An 18,074-nucleotide genomic window follows, 5' to 3' on the forward strand; every position below is an offset into this window, starting at 1 on the left:
CCCCCCCCCCCCCCCCCCCCCCCCCCCCCCCCCCCCCCCCCCCCCCCCCCCCCCCTCCCACATTGGGTTTGGGTTGTTTGTAAAACTGCGTTCCGTCATTGAGAACTCCATGTCCCAACCCATCGGCCAACCCGCCTTCGTGCTCCACAGTCGCGCCTACCGCGAAAACAGCGCGCTGGTGGATTTCCTCACGCCGCAAGGTCGGCTGCGGGCGGTGTTGCGCAGTGCTCGTGGCAAGGCCGGAACGCTGGCGCGGCCATTCGTGCCGCTGGAAGTCGAGTTCCGTGGACGGGGTGAATTGAAGAACGTCGGTCGCATGGAAAGCGCAGGCGTCTCCACTTGGCTCAATGGTGAAGCGCTGTTCAGCGGCCTCTACCTCAACGAACTGTTGATCCGCCTGTTGCCCGCTGAAGACCCACATCCCGCTGTGTTTGATCACTACGCCGCGACCCTGCTTGCGCTGGCCGAAGGTCGTCCGCTGGAACCGTTGTTGCGTTCCTTCGAGTGGCGGCTGCTCGATGATCTCGGTTACGGCTTCGCCTTGACCACCGACATCCATGGCGATCCCATCGCGCCGGACGGTCTGTACCGTCTGCAAGTGGATGCGGGGCTCGAACGGGTCTACCTGCTGCAACCCGGTCTGTTCAATGGCACCGAGCTGTTGGCCATGGCCGATGCAGATTGGTCAGCCCCTGGCGCGCTATCGGCAGCCAAGCGCTTGATGCGCCAGGCACTGGCCGTTCATCTGGGCGGTCGTCCCTTGGTCAGTCGCGAGTTGTTTCGCAAGCCATAGGGTCTGTTGATGCTTGGCAGCGGCCGCGCTGCCAAACATCAACAGACCCTATCTCCCCGTGTATGCTGTGCGCCGAACTTTTCCATTTTCAGGAGCGCTTCCGTGACCACCAGCAATCGCATTCTTCTTGGCGTGAACATCGACCACGTAGCCACCCTGCGCCAGGCCCGGGGCACGCGCTATCCGGATCCGGTCAAGGCAGCACTGGACGCGGAAGAGGCGGGCGCTGACGGCATTACCGTGCACCTGCGTGAAGACCGTCGGCACATTCAGGAGCGCGACGTGTTGCTGCTCAAGGATGTGCTGCAAACCCGCATGAACTTCGAAATGGGCGTCACCGAAGAGATGATGGCGTTCGCCGAACACATTCGTCCGGCGCACATTTGCCTGGTGCCGGAAACCCGTCAGGAACTGACGACCGAGGGTGGTCTGGACGTGGCGGGGCAGGAAGCACGGATTAAAGCAGCGGTGGATCGCCTGGCAAAGATCGGCTGTGAAGTGTCGCTGTTCATTGATGCTGACGAGCGGCAGATCGAAGCGTCCCGTCGTGTTGGTGCGCCGGCTATTGAACTGCATACCGGTCGTTATGCCGATGCCGAGACGCCGACCGATGTGGCTGAAGAGCTCAAGCGTGTTGCGGATGGCGTGGCGTTTGGTCTGGCTCAAGGCCTGATCGTCAATGCCGGTCACGGTCTGCACTATCACAACGTTGAGGCGGTCGCCGCGATCAAGGGTATCAACGAGCTGAACATCGGCCACGCGCTGGTGGCTCATGCGTTATTCGTGGGCTTTAAATCGGCGGTGGCGGAAATGAAGGCGCTGATTCTGGCTGCTGCTTTGAAAGGCTAAGATCAAAAAATCGCAGGCTTCGTCAGCGCCTACTGGTGTACACATCACCTTGTAGGCGCTGCCGTAGGCTGCGATCTTTTGTACACAGGCCGCGCGGTGTCAGAGCTGCGGGGTTTCCTGATTCGGCTTGGTCTTATCGACCCCCGGCACATGCAGGTTGCCCTCGGCGACCTGATTGCCTTCCAGCTGTGGCTGCGTCACCCACGTCAGGATGTCGTAGTAGCGGCGGATGTTCGCCACGAAGTGAACGGGTTCGCCGCCACGGGCATAGCCGTAACGGGTTTTGCTGAACCACTTCTTCTCGGACAGGCGCGGCAGGATCTTCTTCACGTCCAGCCACTTGTTCGGGTTCAGTCCTTCCTTGGCCGCCAGTTTGCGCGCGTCATCCAGATGGCCGCTGCCAACGTTGTAGGCCGCCAGTGCAAACCATGTGCGATCCGGCTCCTGGATCGACTCATCCAGCTGTTCCTTCATGTAGGCCAGGTACTTGGCGCCACCCATGATGCTTTGTTTGGGGTCCAGTCGATTGGACACACCCATGGCCTGCGCAGTGTTCTGGGTCAGCATCATCAGGCCGCGCACACCAGTCTTCGACGTGACGGCCGGTTGCCACAGGGATTCCTGATAACCGACCGCGGCCAGCAGACGCCAGTCGACTTTCTCTTTCTTGGCGTACGCCTTGAAGTGCTGTTCATATTTGGGCAGACGTTGCTGCAAGTGTTGGGCGAAGGTGGTGGCGCCCATGTAACCCAGTACATCGACATGCCCGTAATAGCGGTCTTTCAGGCGTTGCAGGGTGCCGTTTTTCTTCACCTTGTCGAGGTAGTCGTTGATCTCGTTGAGCAAGCTGTTGTCGTCGCCAGCGGCTACTGCCCAGCTCTGGTTGCTGGCGTCACCGAGGTCGAAAGCTACCCGCACGTTGGGGAAGTAGACCTGGTTCATCGCAACTTCGTTTGAATCGACCAGGGTCAGATCGATCTGACCTTCATCGACCATCCGCAGCAAGTCGACGACTTCAACGGCGTCGGACTCTTCGTATTCAATGCCGGGAAATTTCTTTTTCAGCTCCGCCAATTGCTCGGCGTGAGTGCTGCCCTTGAGCACTATGATCTTCTTGCCCACCAGATCCTTCGCGTCGGTCGGCCGCGATTGGCCGTTGCGGTAGATGATCTGTGGGGTGACTTCGAGATAGGAGTGGGAAAACCGCACCTGCTTTTTACGGGCTTCGCTGCTGACCAGGCCGGCAGCAGCCAGCACCGCGCCGTTGGGTTTGCCCACCTGATCAAACAGGTCGTCGAGGTTGTCGGCGGTTTCGATTTTGAGTTCCACCCCCAGATCGTCGGCGAAGCGTTTCACCAGCTCGTATTCGAAGCCGGTTTCACCGTTGCGATCCTGAAAGTAGGTGGCGGGACTGTTACGGGTAACCACCCGCAGCACGCCATCCTCCTTTACGCGCTCCAGCGTGTTGGGTTTATCAACACAGCCACTGAGCATCAGGAAGAGTCCGGTTGCGATCAGCCATTTGGCGTACCGCGGACGCAAAGCCGTTGGGGAAAACATCTGCGCAGTATACGCAAAGGACCACGAGCGCCATATCTCGACAGCGAAGGGCTTGTCTGCTAGGCAACAAAAAACCGCTCCGGAGCCCGCAGGAATGGGCCCTGGCAGCATTTTGTCACAGAAAAAATAACGCTCGGCGCACACCTGTTTGCTGTCCGAACTCCCGGCCCGACGCCCGGGTGCAGCCGCCCGTACCGTTTCGGGTGATGTCGCGGCCTGTTTAGGCTAGAATGCACGGCCTCAAAGCACACCCCTTCCCGAGGCTGTCCCGAAGATGTTGATCCTGCGCGGCGCTCCTGCCCTTTCTGCCTTTCGCCACAGCAAACTCCTTGAGCAACTGAGCCAGAAAGTTCCGGCTGTCAGTGGCTTGTATGCTGAATTCGCTCACTTCGCCGAAGTTACCGGCGTCCTGACCGGCGACGAACAGCAGGTGCTCGCGCGCCTTCTGAAGTACGGCCCAAGTGTTCCGGTACAAGAGCCGACCGGTCGTCTGTTCCTGGTGTTGCCGCGGTTCGGCACCATCTCGCCGTGGTCCAGTAAAGCCAGCGACATCGCTCGCAACTGCGGCCTGAGTAAAATCCAGCGCCTGGAACGCGGCATTGCGTTCTACGTCGCCGGCCAGTTCAGCGAGGCCGAGGCCCAGCTGATCGCAAACGCCTTGCACGACCGCATGACCCAAATCGTCCTAGGCAACCTTGAACAAGCCGCCGGCCTGTTCAGCCATGCCGAGCCGAAACCGCTGACCGCGATCGACGTGCTGGGTGGCGGCCGCGCCGCGCTGGAAAAAGCCAACACCGAGCTGGGCCTGGCCCTGGCCGAAGACGAGATCGATTACCTGGTCAACGCCTTCGTCGGCTTGAAGCGCAACCCGCACGACATCGAACTGATGATGTTCGCCCAGGCGAACTCCGAGCACTGCCGTCACAAGATCTTCAACGCCAGTTGGGACATCGACGGTCAGAGCCAGGAAAAAAGCCTGTTCGGCATGATCAAGAACACCTACGTGATGCACAGCGAAGGCGTTCTGTCGGCTTATAAGGACAACGCTTCGGTGATCGTCGGTAACGTCGCCGGCCGTTTCTTCCCGGACCCTGAAACCCGTCAGTACGGCGCGGTGCAGGAACCGGTGCACATCCTGATGAAAGTCGAAACTCACAACCACCCGACCGCGATTGCCCCGTTCCCGGGCGCATCCACCGGTTCCGGTGGCGAGATTCGCGACGAAGGCGCAACCGGTCGCGGTGCCAAGCCAAAGGCTGGCCTGACTGGTTTCACCGTGTCCAACCTGCAAATCCCGGGCTTCGAACAGCCGTGGGAAGTGCCGTACGGCAAGCCTGAGCGCATCGTTACCGCGCTGGACATCATGATCGAAGGCCCACTGGGTGGCGCCGCGTTCAACAACGAATTCGGTCGTCCGGCCCTGACCGGTTATTTCCGTACCTTCGAACAGTCGATCACCACCCCGCGTGGCGACGAAGTTCGCGGTTACCACAAGCCGATCATGCTGGCCGGCGGTATGGGTAACATCCGTGCCGAACACGTACAGAAAGGCGAGATCACCGTTGGCTCCAAGCTGATCGTACTCGGCGGCCCGGCGATGCTGATCGGCTTGGGCGGCGGCGCGGCTTCCTCCATGGCCACCGGCACCAGCTCGGCAGACCTGGACTTCGCTTCCGTACAGCGCGAAAACCCTGAGATGGAACGTCGCTGCCAGGAAGTCATCGACCGTTGCTGGCAGTTGGGTGAACACAACCCGATCAGCTTCATCCATGACGTCGGCGCGGGCGGTCTGTCCAACGCCTTCCCGGAACTGGTCAACGATGGCAACCGTGGCGGTCGCTTTGAACTGCGCAACATTCCAAACGACGAGCCGGGCATGGCCCCGCACGAAATCTGGAGTAACGAATCCCAGGAACGCTACGTTTTGGCGGTCGGTCCGGCTGACTTCGAACGCTTCCAGGCAATCTGCGAACGCGAGCGTTGCCCGTTTGCCGTCGTCGGCGAAGCCACTGCCGAGCCGCAACTGACGGTCACCGACAGCCACTTCGGCAATAGCCCGGTGGACATGCCACTGGAAGTGCTGCTGGGCAAAGCCCCGCGCATGCACCGTTCGGCCGTTCGTGAAAACGAACTGGGCGACGATTTCGATCCGTCGACCCTCGAGATTGCAGACTGCGTCGAGCGCGTTCTGCATCACCCGGCCGTGGCGAGCAAAAGCTTCCTGATCACCATCGGCGACCGCACCATCACCGGCCTCGTGGCCCGTGATCAGATGGTCGGCCCGTGGCAGGTTCCGGTAGCCGACGTTGCCGTCACCGCCACCAGCTTCGACGTTTACACCGGTGAAGCCATGGCCATGGGCGAGCGTACTCCGCTGGCACTGCTGGACGCTCCAGCGTCGGGCCGTATGGCCATCGGCGAAACCCTGACCAACATCGCGGCTTCGCGCATCAACAAAATCTCCGACATCAAACTGTCGGCCAACTGGATGTCCGCTGCCGGTCACCCGGGTGAAGACGCGCGTCTGTACGACACCGTGAAAGCGGTCGGCATGGAACTGTGCCCTGAGCTGGGCATTACCATTCCGGTGGGCAAGGACTCCATGTCCATGGCCACCCGCTGGAACGACGAAGGCGTCGACAAGACCGTCACATCGCCGATGTCCCTGATCGTGACCGGTTTCGCGCCTGTGGCTGACATCCGTCAGACCCTGACGCCGGAACTGCGCATGGACAAGGGCACCACCGACCTGATCCTGATCGATCTGGGTCGCGGCCAGAACCGCATGGGCGCCTCGATCCTGGCCCAGGTTCACGGCAAGCTCGGCTCGCAAGCGCCGGACGTCGACGACGCCGAAGACCTCAAAGCCTTCTTCGCCGTGATCCAGGGCCTCAACGCCGACGGTCACCTGCTGGCTTACCACGACCGTTCCGACGGTGGTCTGCTGACCAGCACCGTGGAAATGGCCTTCGCCGGTCATTGCGGTCTGAGCCTGAACCTCGACGGTCTGGCAGAAACCTCCGCCGACATCGCCGCGATCCTGTTCAACGAAGAACTGGGCGCCGTGATCCAGGTTCGCCAGGACGCTACCCCGGACATCCTCGCGCAGTTCAGCGCTGCCGGTCTGGGCGAGTGCGTGTCGGTGATCGGTCAGCCGATGAACAACGGCCAGATCAACATCACCTTCAACGGCGAAACCGTGTTCGAAGGTCAGCGTCGCCTGCTGCAACGTCAGTGGGCTGAAACCAGCTACCAGATCCAGCGTCTGCGTGATAACGCCGACTGCGCCGAACAAGAGTTCGACGTGCTGCTGCAAGAAGACAACCCGGGCCTGAGCGTCAAGCTGAGCTACGACGTCAACCAGGACGTCGCCGCGCCTTACATCAAGAAAGGCATCCGCCCACAGGTTGCTGTGCTGCGTGAGCAGGGCGTCAACGGTCAGGTGGAAATGGCGGCCGCGTTCGACCGCGCCGGTTTCAACGCGATCGACGTGCACATGAGCGACATTCTGGCCGGCCGTGTCGACCTGAACGAGTTCAAAGGTCTGGTTGCTTGCGGCGGTTTCTCCTACGGCGACGTTCTCGGCGCCGGCGAAGGCTGGGCCAAGTCCGCGCTGTTCAACAGCCGTGCTCGCGATGCGTTCCAGGGCTTCTTCGAACGCAACGACAGCTTCACCCTCGGCGTGTGCAACGGTTGCCAGATGATGTCCAACCTGCACGAGCTGATCCCGGGCAGCGAGTTCTGGCCGCACTTTGTGCGTAACCGTTCCGAGCAGTTCGAAGCGCGCGTGGCGATGGTTCAGGTCCAGGAGTCGAACTCGATCTTCCTGCAAGGCATGGCCGGTTCGCGTATGCCGATCGCTATTGCTCACGGTGAAGGTCATGCCGAGTTCGCCAGCGAAGAAGCGTTGCTGGAAGCTGATCTGTCGGGTTGCGTGGCGATGCGTTTTGTCGACAACCACGGCAAGGTCACCGAAAGCTACCCGGCCAACCCGAACGGCTCGCCGCGCGGGATCACCGGTTTGACCAGTCGCGACGGTCGCGTGACGATTATGATGCCTCACCCGGAGCGTGTGTTCCGCGCGGTGCAGAACTCGTGGCGTTCGGAAGACTGGAACGAAGACGCACCTTGGATGCGTATGTTCCGTAATGCTCGCGTCTGGGTAAACTAAAAGCGGGTTAACTAAGCGCGATGTACAAGCTCAGCTTTTTTGTTCCGGCCAGTCATGTGGAACAGGTCAAAAGTGCCGTATTCGCCGCCGGCGGCGGACGGATCGGCGACTACGACCATTGCGCCTGGCAAGTGCTCGGCCTCGGCCAGTTTCGCCCGTTGGATGGCAGTCAGCCGTTTATTGGTGAAGCGGGGCAGGTCGAGCAGGTTGAGGAATGGAAGGTTGAGCTTGTCGTGGCGAATGAGTTGATTCGTTCTGTGGTGTTGGCTCTGAAGCAGAGCCATCCCTACGAGACGCCGGCTTATGAAGTGTGGCGGTTGGAGGATTTCTGATCTGTCTGCCGCTGAAATGAGAAACCCGCTGAATTTGTGTTCAGCGGGTTTTTTGTTGCCTGAACAATCAATGAATGCATACACCCCTACAGAGGGCGTGGTTTAAACCTTGGCACTCACCTCACTGCGATTCACCAACGCATCCAGCGCATCATTCAAACTCGACGCCTTGTCGCCAACCAACAGATGCCAAACCCCACCTTCCAACTGACTCACACCCTGGCATCCCAGCGCCTTCAAATCACACTCCGACAACGCCTTGCCATCCGCCAGTTGCAATCGAATCCGGGTCATGGCGATGCAATCCATCTGCAATACGTTCTCGCTACCGCCCAACGCATTCAACCATTGCTGTGCTTCTGAATTCGCCACCGCCGCAGGTTGCGGCGCATCAATCACCGCAGCGGGGGAGGAAATGATCGCGCGCCCCAACGCAGGCATCGCCAAGCGAATCTCATCGGCAATGCTGTCGGCCATCGGCCCGACCACTACCTGCAAACTCCCACCCTTGCCCGGACGCACCACCGCCATCGCACCCAGCGCTTTCAACTCCGCATCGTTTACCTTGTTGCGATCCACCATGTCCAGCCGCAACCGAGTGGTGCATGCACCCACGGTGATCAAATTCTGCGCACCACCCAGCGCTTTGATGTAAGCCCCAGCCCGTTCATTCTCGGCGATGACTACTTTGTCGACACTCAGAACATCTTCACGCCCCGGCGTCTTGAGGTTGAAGCGGCGAATGCAGAAATCAAACACCACGTAGTAGATCACCGCATACGCCAGTCCCACCGGGATGACCAGCCAGCCGTTGGTGGATTTACCCCAGCCGAGAATCATGTCGATCAAACCACCGGAAAACGTAAAGCCGAGATGGATATTCAACAGGTTGGTGATCGCCATCGACAGCCCAGTCAGCAACGCATGCACTAGATAAAGCAGCGGCGCGAGGAACATGAAGGCGAATTCGATCGGCTCAGTTACACCCGTCAAAAATGACGTCAGCGCCATCGACAGAAGGATCCCGCCCATGACCTTGCGGCGTTCCGGCAGGGCGTTGCGGTACATCGCCAGACAAGCAGCGGGGAGACCGAAGATCATCATCGGGAACATGCCGGTCATGAACTGGCCACCTTTCGGGTCACCGGCGAAGTAGCGCGACAGGTCGCCGGTGACGATGGCGCCCGTGGTAGGGTCGGTGAAGTTGCCGAAGACGAACCACGCCATGTTGTTGAGGATGTGGTGCAGTCCGGTGACGATCAGCAGGCGGTTGAAAACGCCAAAGACGAACGCGCCGAAGCTGCCGCTTTCCATCATCAACGTGCCGAAGCTGTTGATGCCGTGTTGGATGGGTGGCCAGATCAAGCCAAAGATGACGCCCAGGCCGACGGCGGCGAACCCGGTGACGATCGGCACGAAGCGCCGGCCGCCAAAGAATGCCAGGTACTCCGGGAGCTTGATGTCCTTGAAACGGTTGTACAGCGCGCCGGCCATCAAGCCGCTGACGATCCCGGCGAGCATGCCCATGTTGATGCTCGCGTCGAGCACCTTGAGGGTGGAGATCATCACCAGGTAGCCAATGACTCCGGCGAGGCCTGCGGTGCCGTTGTTGTCCTTGGCGAAACCGACCGCGATGCCGATGGCGAAGATCATCGCCAGGTTGGCGAAGATGACTTGGCCGGCGTCGTGGATGATCGCGATGTTCAGCAGGTCGGTGTCGCCAAGGCGCAGCAACAGGCCGGCAATGGGAAGGATCGCGATCGGCAGCATCAGCGCGCGGCCGAGGCGTTGCAGGCCTTCGATGAAGTATTGGTACATGGCGGATCTCCCTGGTTTCTTGTTGTTTTTTAGCTCAGAGGCCATTGCTGGTGACAGGCGTGACGCACAGCAGCGGCGCTGCTCAACTTGAGCAGGTCCTGGCTGAGGCGTCGGCATTCGCTCGCGTCCAGGTGGCGGACGCGGTCCTTGATTTCACCGATCTGCACCGGGCTGACCGACAACTCGCTGACGCCCAGGCCAATCAGTACCGGCGTGGCCAGCGGATCGGAGGCGAGCGCGCCGCAGACACCGACCCAACGGTTATGCGCCGCAGCACCCGCGCAAGTCTGGGCGATCAATCGCAGCAATGCCGGGTGCATGGCGTCGACCCGCGAAGCGAGGCCAGCGTGGTCGCGGTCCATGGCCAAGGTGTATTGCGACAAGTCGTTGGTGCCGATGGACAGGAAGTCCGCATGCTCTGCAAGCTGCTCGGCCAGCAGTGCGGCGGCGGGGACTTCGATCATCACGCCCAGCTCCGGGCGCTCACTTACACCAAGTTCAGTGCACAACGCGTCGAGACGCTGACGGATGTGCAGCAGCTCATCGACTTCGGTCACCATCGGCAACAGGATCCGGCAGCGCGAAAGCGGATTGACGTGGAGCAGCGCGCGCAATTGCTGATCGAGGATTTCCGGACGGACCTGAGCCAGGCGAATACCGCGCAGACCAAGCACGGGATTGGCTTCAGCGGGCAGCGGCAGGTAGTCGAGTTGTTTGTCGCCGCCAACGTCGATGGTGCGGATGATCACCGACTTGTCGCCCATGGCATCGAGTACGGCTTGATAGGCAAGACGCTGTTCTTGTTCGTCCGGTGCAGTGTTGCGATCCACAAACAGAAACTCGGTACGCAGCAAGCCGACGCCGTCGGCGCCATTGGCCAGGGCATCAGCCGCTTCGGCGCTGGAAGCCACATTGGCGGCGACTTCAATGTGCAAACCGTCGAGCGTCAGCGCCGGGGTGTGTGCCTGAGCCTGTTGCTCGGCGCGGCGCTGTTGATGATCGAGTTGTGCCTGTTGCACTTCAGCCAAACGTTCGGCATTTGGCATCAGTTCGAGGCGACCGCCATCGGCATCCAGCACAACCGCTTGGCCTTGCTGCTGATCCAGCAGCGTAGAACCCAGTGCAACCATGCACGGCAAGCCTTTGCCACGCGCGAGAATCGCCACGTGGGAAGTCGCGCCGCCTTCGGCCACGCACAACCCGGCGACACCTTGCTGACTGAGTTGCAGCAGATCGGACGGCGTCAGTTCATGGGCGGCGACGATGGCGCCGGCCGGCACGTCGTAGTGCCAGGTTTCGCCGAGCAGGGCGCGCAGCACGCGTTGTTTGAGGTCGCGCAGATCGTTGGCACGCTCGGCCAACAGCGGGCTGCCGAGATGCTGGAGCACCTCGCACTGCACGTCGATTGATTGGCTCCAGGCGTGGGTTGCGGCCATGCCCTGATCGATGGAGGTGTTTGCTGCGTTCACCAGCGCCGGGTCTTCGAGCAGGGCGAGATGTGCGGCGAAGATCGCTTCTTCGTCGGTGTTTTTACGTTTCCTGGCTTGGGCCAGCGTGTGGTCGATTTCACTGCGCACAACGGTCAGCGCGGTGTCGAGAACGTGCAGCTGTTGTTCGGGATCATGGTTGCCGGCGTCCACCGGCAGGCTGATTGCGGTCAAGCGGAACAACGGCCCGGCAACCAAACCGGGAGCAGCGCAGACGCCGTGCAGCACGCCCGCTTCGGCAGCTCGAGTGCGTCGGGCAATCGGTGTTGGCGCGGCGGCGTGGCTGTCTTCGGCCAGCGCTGTGGATAACGCGATCAGCAACGCTTGCAACGCGGCTTCGGCGTCCGGCCCCTGACAGCTGACCTGAACCTCGTCCTGCTCGCTGATGGCCAAGCCCATCAACCCGATCAAGCTGTCGCAGGTCGCCGATTTGCCAGCGAAGTGCAGCTGCGATTTGCTCTTGAAACCTTGCGCCGTCTGACGAATCAGCGCTGCCGGACGAGCATGCAAACCGCCACGATGGGCGATACGAATGTGGCCGTAAATCTCTTCCCCGGAAAGCTCCGCTTCAGCCTGCCTACCCGACGCGTGCCGACGAATGATGTGCAGCAATGGCTCGCCAACTTTGACCGACTTCAGCGTGATCGGTCGCGCCTGAAAGTCCTGGCTGTTGGTCAGGATCATCAGGCTGACCAGGCTTTTGCACTGTTGCGCGACCTTGTCCAGGTCGTAGCGCAACAGCGGCTGGCCGTTGCTGACCCGGGCGCCTTCCTTGACCAGCATCGAGAAGCCTTCGCCCTGCAACTCGACGGTGTCGAGGCCCAGGTGCAGCAGCAATTCGGCGCCGTTGTCGGCACGCAAGGTGACGGCGTGGCCGGTGCGCGCGACGTGTACCACGATGCCAGCGCACGGGGCATGGAGGGTGTCGTTCAGCGGATCGATGGCGATCCCGTCGCCCATGGCGCCGCTGGCGAACACCGGGTCCGGGACTTTGGCGAGCGTGAGCACCGGGCCGCTGAGCGGGGCGCTGAGGGTCAGCTCTTTATTATTGTTGTGCATGGCTCGGTCTCATCAGTAAAAACGGTTCGGATCAACTCGCCCTGTAGCAGCTGTCGAGTGAAACGAGGCTGCGATCTTTTGATTCTGCGTTGAAAAGATCGCAGCCTCGTTTCACTCGACAGCTGCTACAGGGTTCTCCACTCAGTGCGTGCGGGTCACTTTGCTCAAGTGCCGCGGCTGGTCCGGGTCCATGCCTCGGGCGACGGCCAAACCGGCGGCCATGACGTAGAAACTCTGGATCGCCAGAATCGGGTCGAGGGCCGGGTGTTCGGCGCGGCTCAGGGTGAGGTCGCGTTCGGCAATGTCATCCGGTGCGGCCAGCAAAACGCGGGCACCGCGCTGGCGCATGTCGGCGGCGAGGCTCAGCAAACCGGCCTGCTCGGCGCCGCGAGGGGCGAAGATCAGCAGTGGATAATTTTCGTCGATCAACGCCATTGGGCCGTGACGGACCTCGGCGCTGCTGAAGGCTTCGGCCTGGATCGCCGAGGTTTCCTTGAATTTCAACGCGGCTTCCTGGGCGATGGCGAAACCGGCGCCACGGCCGATCACCATCAGGCGCTGGCAATCACGCAGGGCGTCGATGGCCAGGCTCCAGTCCTGTTTCGCCGCCTGGCGCAAACCTTCCGGCAGTGCGAGGCCAGCCTCCAGCAATTCCCCGTCCTCTTTCCAGTGGGCGATCAGACGGGCGCTGGCGCTGAGGGTGGCGATAAAACTCTTGGTCGCCGCGACGCTGCTTTCGGTGCCGGCGCACAGCGGCAAGCTGAACTCACACGCGGCCTCCAGTGGCGAACTCTCGGCGTTGACCATCGAGATGCTCAGGGCGCCGCGCTTACGCAGCAGACGCATGCTGTTGACCAGATCGGGACTTTGCCCGGACTGCGAAAAGGCGAACGCCACTTGGCCGCTGACCTTCAACGGCGCTTGCAGCATGGTCACCACCGACATCGGCAACGACGCCACCGGGAAGCCCAATTGCTGCATGGTCAGGTAGGCGAAGTAACTGGCGGCATGATCGGAGCTACCGCGAGCGACGGTCATTGCCACTTGCGGCGGCTGACGGCGCAGGCGCCCGGCGATCTCGATCATCTGCGGGTCGAGTTGTTGCAGTTGGGCTTGCACGGCCTCGAACGAGGACAGCGCCTCTTCAAGCATTTTTGAAGTCAATGTCTTCTCCTTCGACCATGACGGCGGTCAGTGTGAGTGAGCGATCGAGCCGCACGCAGTCGGCCCAGCTGCCGGGTTGCAGGCGCCCGCGTTCGTTGAGGCCGAGGTAGTCGGCGGGGAATTGCGAAAGACGTTGCGAGGCCTCGGCGATCGGCAAACCGATCCTCACCAGATTGCGCAGGGCCTGATCCATGGTCAGCGTGCTGCCGGCCAGCGTGCCGTCGGGCAAGCGCACACCGCCCAGGCATTTGGTCACGGTGTGGCTGCCGAGCTTGTATTCACCGTCGGGCATGCCGGCCGCGGCGGTGGAGTCGGTGACGCAATACAGGCATGGGATCGAGCGCAAGGCCACGCGGATGGCGCCGGGGTGAACGTGCAGTAAGTCCGGAATCAGTTCGGCGTATTTGGCGTGAGCCAGCGCCGCGCCGACGATGCCCGGCTCGCGATGATGCAGCGGGCTCATGGCGTTGTAGAGGTGGGTGAAACTGCTGGCACCGGCTTCAAGCGCGGCCACGCCTTCCTCGTAACTGCCGAGCGTGTGGCCGATTTGCATGCGCACGCCGCGAGCGCTGAGGTCACGGATCAAGGCGTCGTGGCCGGCGATTTCCGGGGCGATGGTGATCACCCGGATCGGCGCCAGTGCCAGATATTCTTCGACTTCGGCCATCAACGCGGTGTGGGCGAAATTCGGTTGGGCGCCGAGTTTGCCAGGGTTGATGTACGGGCCTTCGAGGTGCACGCCAAGGACTCGGGCGCTGCCTTTGGGGCGCTGTAAACAATATTCGCCGACGGCTTTGAGTACGCTGGAAATTTCTGCAGGCGGCGCGGTCATGGTGGTGGCCAGCAGCGAGGTCGTGCCGAAACGCACGTGGGTTTTGGTGATGGTCTCGAAGGCTGGCGCACCTTCCATGATGTCCTTGCCGCCGCCGCCATGAACGTGCAGGTCGATGAAACCCGGCAGCAGGTAAGGCAGGTCGTTGTCGGCCGGATCGCACGGTTGGCCGTCGATCGACACGACCTTGCCGTGTTCGTGGATCAGCCGGCCGCGAACCCAGCCGCGGGCGGTGAGGATGTTGTCTTCGGACATGATTGGTTCTCGGTTTTAGCGGCGAAGCGGTTATCGACGAAGCTCTGCAACAAAGTCGTAGTAGTCGTTGCGGCAATAGGTGTCGGTGACTTCGATCGGCGTGTTGTCTTCCAGGTAACCGACCCGGGTCATCAGCAGCATGGCGGTGCCGGGGGCGATGCCCACCAGGGCGGCGAATTCGTCCGAGGCGTTGATCGCCTGAATGTGCTGCAGGGCGCGGACGATCGGCTTGCCGATGCCGTCGAGGTATTCGTACAGGGAGTCGCCCACCGCTTGTGGCTTGGGAATGATCGAGGCGGGCAGGGTGCTCATCTCGATCGCCATCACCGTGTCGTCGGCTTTACGCAGACGCTTGAGCCGCGCGACCTTGTCGTTCGGCGAGAGGCCCAGGCGGATCAGTTCTTCGTGGGTTGGCGGAGTGATTTCACGCTCCAGCCATTGCGAGCCGGGGACGAAGCCCTTCAGGCGCAGCATCTCGCTGAAGCCCGAGAGGCGCGACAGCGGTTGTTCCAGGCGTGGGGTGATGAAGGTGCCGGAACCTTGGTTGCGGCGGATCAGGCCTTGCTCGAACAAAACTTCCAGCGCTTTGCGGGCGGTGACCCGGGAGATGCCCAGCAGCTCGCTGAGATTGCGTTCCGACGGCATCGCCTGTTCGGCTTTCCACTGGCCGGCATGGATCGCCGCTTCCAGATTGCGCGCCAGTTGCAGGTACAGCGGCGTGGGCTGGGTGTCGTCAGGGCGTAGGGCCTGGAGGTCATTCATTTAGGTTCGGTCCGATGCGGATATAGGATTGTTGTCGCCCGGTGGTGGGATGAAACCTAATACCACTTAAATACCATGTCAATGCCAGTGCTTTGCTATGGGCGCGAGAATGCCTGCCCAATTGGGTAGGCTGAGGGGCTGTAGGTTTTAAGTGGTATTAGAGATGGGGATTTTGAAGGCAAAGATCGCAGCCTGCGGCAGCTCCTACGGGTGAAATTGGTATCTACCCGGTAGGCGCTGCCGAAGGCTGCGATCTTTTTAATTTATTTTTTCGAGGGCGACCGAAGGTAGCCTTTACGGACGGATTTCGATCATCGTGCCGTCCGGCACCAAACCCCAAACCTCGCGCATGTCCATGTTGCGCATGGCAATGCAGCCGTCGGTCCAGTCCAGCGTGTGGAACAGGTCTTCGGGGTTTTCTTCAGTGTCCGGGGTGCCGTGGATCATGATCATGCCACCGGGTTCGACGCCTTCACGTCGGGAGCGCGCGGAGTCACTGATGTTCGGGTAGGAGATGTGCATCGCCAAATTGAAACGGTCACTGACCTTGCGCCAGTCCAGCCAGTAAAAACCTTCAGGCGTGCGTTTGTCGCCTTCCATGAGTTTCGGGCCGATGGGTCTTTTTCCCAATGAGATGCGATAGGTCTTGATCGGCTTGCCGTCATTGATCAATTGCATTTGGTGGGCGGACTTGAGCACGAGAACTTTTTCGATGACTTTGCCGTCCAGGGTTTCAGCGACGGAAGCCTGGGAGACAGCAACGAACGACAAGCAAAACACGGCAAGCAACCAGCGCATTGAAACGATATCCCTAAGAGGTGTCGCGACTATTTAGTTATAGGTGATTTTAGTACAAGGAGCTTTATGTGATGGCAGGCTGAGCAAGCGGCGGGATCGACTCGGACCGCACGGGGTAGACCTCGGTCCGCCGGTCAGCGAAGAAGCATTCTAAGGTACGGCCCACCGTGCGGAAAGCCAGCTCGGACCAAGGGATGTCAGCTTCTTCGAAAAGCGCTACTTCCAGGCTCTCGGGACCAGCGCAAAAGTCCAGGTCCACCAGCTCTGCGCGAAAGAACACATGCACCTGGCTGATGTGCGGCACGTCGATCAACGTATAGATGCTCAGGTTGCGCACCCGCGCGCAGGCTTCTTCGGCCGTCTCGCGAATGGCCGCCTGTTCGATGGTTTCACCGTTTTCCATGAAGCCGGCAGGCAGGGTCCAATAACCGAGCCGAGGCTCGATGGCGCGGCGGCACAGCAAGACCTTGGAGCCCCAGGTCGCCACGCAACCGGCGACGATATTGGGGTTCTGATAGTGGATCGCCTGACAGCTGTCACAGACAAAACGCAGGCGCGAATCGCCCTCGGGAATGCGCTGGGTCACCGGGTTGCCGCACTGACTGCAAAATTTCATGCTTGGGTTCCTGAATGCTGCGCCTATCTTGGCGTGCGGCGGTGTCTGTCGGCAAGTTGTCGTTTAGCGACATGCGGTGGTTATGGGCTTGGGCGGTCGGTTCGATTGGTGCATGATGCGAGGTAGCGAATAAATCGAGATCGAGAAGTCTCATGCTGGACGAGCTACTGCATCGAGTAAGCAACCACACCCCACGCACACTGGAAACCGACAAACGTTTCCCTGAAGCCGCGGTACTCGTGCCCATCACTCGCAGTGACGAACCGGAACTGGTTCTGACCCTGCGCGCCAGCGGGCTCTCGACCCATGGCGGCGAAGTCGCCTTTCCCGGCGGGCGACGCGACCCTGAAGACCCTGACCTTGTTTTTACCGCCCTGCGCGAAGCCGAAGAAGAAATCGGCCTGCCGCCGGGGCTGGTCGAAGTGATCGGCCCGCTCAGCCCGCTGATTTCCCTGCACGGCATCAAGGTCACACCCTATGTCGGTGTGATTCCCGACTTTGTCGAGTACCGGGCCAACGATGCCGAGATTGCCGCAGTCTTCAGCGTACCGCTGGAGTTCTTCCGCAAGGATCCGCGCGAACACACCCATCGAATCGATTACCAGGGCCGCAGTTGGTACGTGCCGAGCTATCGCTATGGCGAGTACAAAATCTGGGGCCTGACGGCGATTATGATCGTCGAGTTGATCAACCTGCTCTATGACGCCAAAATCAGCCTGCACCAGCCACCCAAGACGTTTATCAATACCTGAAGCCATCGCCTGTATGGCGTGAACCCCGCTTTTTGCACGTGAGCCAGCCTGGCCTTGAGGACAATAAGATGAAATATCGCCTGGGCGACGCCCGCGTCGAAACCCATCCGCAGAGCTGGGTCGCACCCAATGCCGTGCTGGTGGGTAAGGTCAAACTGGAAGAGGGCGCCAACGTCTGGTTCAACGCTGTGCTGCGTGGCGACAACGAACTGATCCTGATCGGCAAGAACAGCAACGTCCAGGACGGCACGGTGATGCACACCGACATGGGGTACCCGCTGACGATCGGCACCGGCGTGACCATCGGCCATAACGCCATGCTTCATGGCTGCACGGTGGGCGATTACAGCTTGATCGGCATTAACGCGGTGATCCTCAACGGCGCGAAAATTGGCAAGAACTGCATCATCGGCGCCAACTCACTGATTGGTGAGGGCAAGGAGATTCCAGACGGTTCGCTGGTCATGGGCTCCCCCGGCAAAGTGGTGCGCGAGCTGACCGAGCCGCAGAAAAAAATGCTGGAGGCCAGCGCTGCTCACTATGTGCATAACTCGCAACGTTATGCCCGCGATCTGGTAGAGCAGGAAGAATGAGTACGCCCGAGCGCCCGGTTCGATCGCCTTGCGTGAGTATCTGCGCGCTGGACGAGGACGATATTTGCACCGGGTGTCAGCGCACAGTGGAAGAGATCACGCGCTGGAGCCGGATGGACAACGAAGAGCGCCGCAAAGTGTTGGGGTTGTGCCATGAGCGGGCCAAATCGAGTGGCATTCTCTGGATGATCGAGCAGAAGCCAGGCATTTGAGTTGTGCCTTGAAAGTGCTGC

Annotated in this window: 15 protein-coding genes; 7 read left to right on the forward strand and 8 right to left on the reverse strand. The window is 60.9% G+C overall.

Annotated elements, in window-relative coordinates; genetic code table 11:
• Nucleotides 1-109 precede the first annotated feature (109 nt).
• Together recO and pdxJ are read left to right on the forward strand one after the other, a co-directional pair.
• Nucleotides 110-793, forward strand: coding sequence for a DNA repair protein RecO (recO, locus tag MO767_RS24900; protein ID WP_282482691.1), 684 nt, complete (start codon nt 110-112; stop codon nt 791-793).
• A gap of 102 nt (nt 794-895) precedes the next feature.
• Entirely contained in the window at nt 896-1,642 is a 747-nt protein-coding gene (gene pdxJ / locus MO767_RS24905) for a pyridoxine 5'-phosphate synthase (protein WP_282482692.1), read from the forward strand.
• A gap of 99 nt (nt 1,643-1,741) precedes the next feature.
• On the opposite strand, the gene mltF is transcribed toward pdxJ, so the two are convergent.
• A complete protein-coding gene (gene mltF / locus MO767_RS24910) occupies nt 1,742-3,202 on the reverse strand; it encodes a membrane-bound lytic murein transglycosylase MltF (RefSeq protein WP_282482693.1) in 1,461 nt (486 codons plus the stop codon).
• 274 nt (nt 3,203-3,476) lie between these two features.
• Between mltF and purL the strand changes: the two genes are divergently transcribed.
• Nucleotides 3,477-7,373 carry a phosphoribosylformylglycinamidine synthase gene (purL, locus tag MO767_RS24915; RefSeq protein ID WP_282482694.1) on the forward strand — a complete coding sequence of 1,299 codons (3,897 nt, stop codon included), beginning with the start codon at nt 3,477-3,479 and terminating at the stop codon, nt 7,371-7,373.
• Between the two features lie 20 nt (nt 7,374-7,393).
• Complete coding sequence (locus MO767_RS24920) at nt 7,394-7,705, forward strand: YqfO family protein (RefSeq protein ID WP_282482695.1); 312 nt, start codon at nt 7,394-7,396, stop codon at nt 7,703-7,705.
• Nucleotides 7,706-7,807: 102 nt separating this feature from the next.
• Here MO767_RS24920 and nagE read toward each other — a convergent pair whose 3' ends face one another.
• From nagE to MO767_RS24955, 7 genes are all read right to left on the reverse strand, one after another.
• The gene (gene nagE / locus MO767_RS24925; protein ID WP_282482696.1) at nt 7,808-9,523 is read right to left on the reverse strand and encodes an N-acetylglucosamine-specific PTS transporter subunit IIBC; all 1,716 of its coding nucleotides are present in this window, start codon (nt 9,521-9,523) and stop codon (nt 7,808-7,810) included.
• Nucleotides 9,524-9,552: 29 nt separating this feature from the next.
• Nucleotides 9,553-12,069, reverse strand: coding sequence for a phosphoenolpyruvate--protein phosphotransferase (gene ptsP / locus MO767_RS24930; RefSeq protein ID WP_282482697.1), 2,517 nt, complete (start codon nt 12,067-12,069; stop codon nt 9,553-9,555).
• Nucleotides 12,070-12,210: 141 nt separating this feature from the next.
• The gene (locus tag MO767_RS24935; RefSeq protein ID WP_282482698.1) at nt 12,211-13,233 is read right to left on the reverse strand and encodes an SIS domain-containing protein; all 1,023 of its coding nucleotides are present in this window, start codon (nt 13,231-13,233) and stop codon (nt 12,211-12,213) included.
• Nucleotides 13,214-14,320 carry an N-acetylglucosamine-6-phosphate deacetylase gene (nagA, locus tag MO767_RS24940; protein ID WP_282482699.1) on the reverse strand — a complete coding sequence of 369 codons (1,107 nt, stop codon included), beginning with the start codon at nt 14,318-14,320 and terminating at the stop codon, nt 13,214-13,216. Before nagA ends, MO767_RS24935 begins: the two co-directional genes overlap by 20 nt.
• Before the next feature lie 30 nt (nt 14,321-14,350).
• A complete protein-coding gene (locus MO767_RS24945; protein WP_010463034.1) occupies nt 14,351-15,082 on the reverse strand; it encodes a GntR family transcriptional regulator in 732 nt (243 codons plus the stop codon).
• A 294-nt stretch (nt 15,083-15,376) separates the two neighbouring features.
• Nucleotides 15,377-15,880, reverse strand: coding sequence for a L,D-transpeptidase family protein (locus tag MO767_RS24950; protein ID WP_282482700.1), 504 nt, complete (start codon nt 15,878-15,880; stop codon nt 15,377-15,379).
• Nucleotides 15,881-15,944: 64 nt separating this feature from the next.
• Nucleotides 15,945-16,496: an NUDIX hydrolase gene (locus MO767_RS24955; RefSeq protein WP_033056401.1), complete on the reverse strand. Its 552-nt coding sequence runs from the start codon at nt 16,494-16,496 to the stop codon at nt 15,945-15,947.
• A 152-nt stretch (nt 16,497-16,648) separates the two neighbouring features.
• On the opposite strand from MO767_RS24955, the gene MO767_RS24960 reads away from it, so the two are divergent.
• From MO767_RS24960 to MO767_RS24970, 3 genes are all read left to right on the forward strand, one after another.
• Nucleotides 16,649-17,248 carry a CoA pyrophosphatase gene (locus tag MO767_RS24960; RefSeq protein ID WP_282482701.1) on the forward strand — a complete coding sequence of 200 codons (600 nt, stop codon included), beginning with the start codon at nt 16,649-16,651 and terminating at the stop codon, nt 17,246-17,248.
• A 68-nt stretch (nt 17,249-17,316) separates the two neighbouring features.
• The gene (locus tag MO767_RS24965; protein ID WP_007954617.1) at nt 17,317-17,841 is read left to right on the forward strand and encodes a gamma carbonic anhydrase family protein; all 525 of its coding nucleotides are present in this window, start codon (nt 17,317-17,319) and stop codon (nt 17,839-17,841) included.
• Nucleotides 17,838-18,053, forward strand: coding sequence for a DUF1289 domain-containing protein (locus MO767_RS24970; protein ID WP_282482702.1), 216 nt, complete (start codon nt 17,838-17,840; stop codon nt 18,051-18,053). Before MO767_RS24965 ends, MO767_RS24970 begins: the two co-directional genes overlap by 4 nt.
• Nucleotides 18,054-18,074: the final 21 nt, after the last annotated feature.

The sequence above is a fragment of the Pseudomonas sp. UYIF39 genome (assembly GCF_029963765.1).
Classification (GTDB): Bacteria; Pseudomonadota; Gammaproteobacteria; order Pseudomonadales; family Pseudomonadaceae; genus Aquipseudomonas.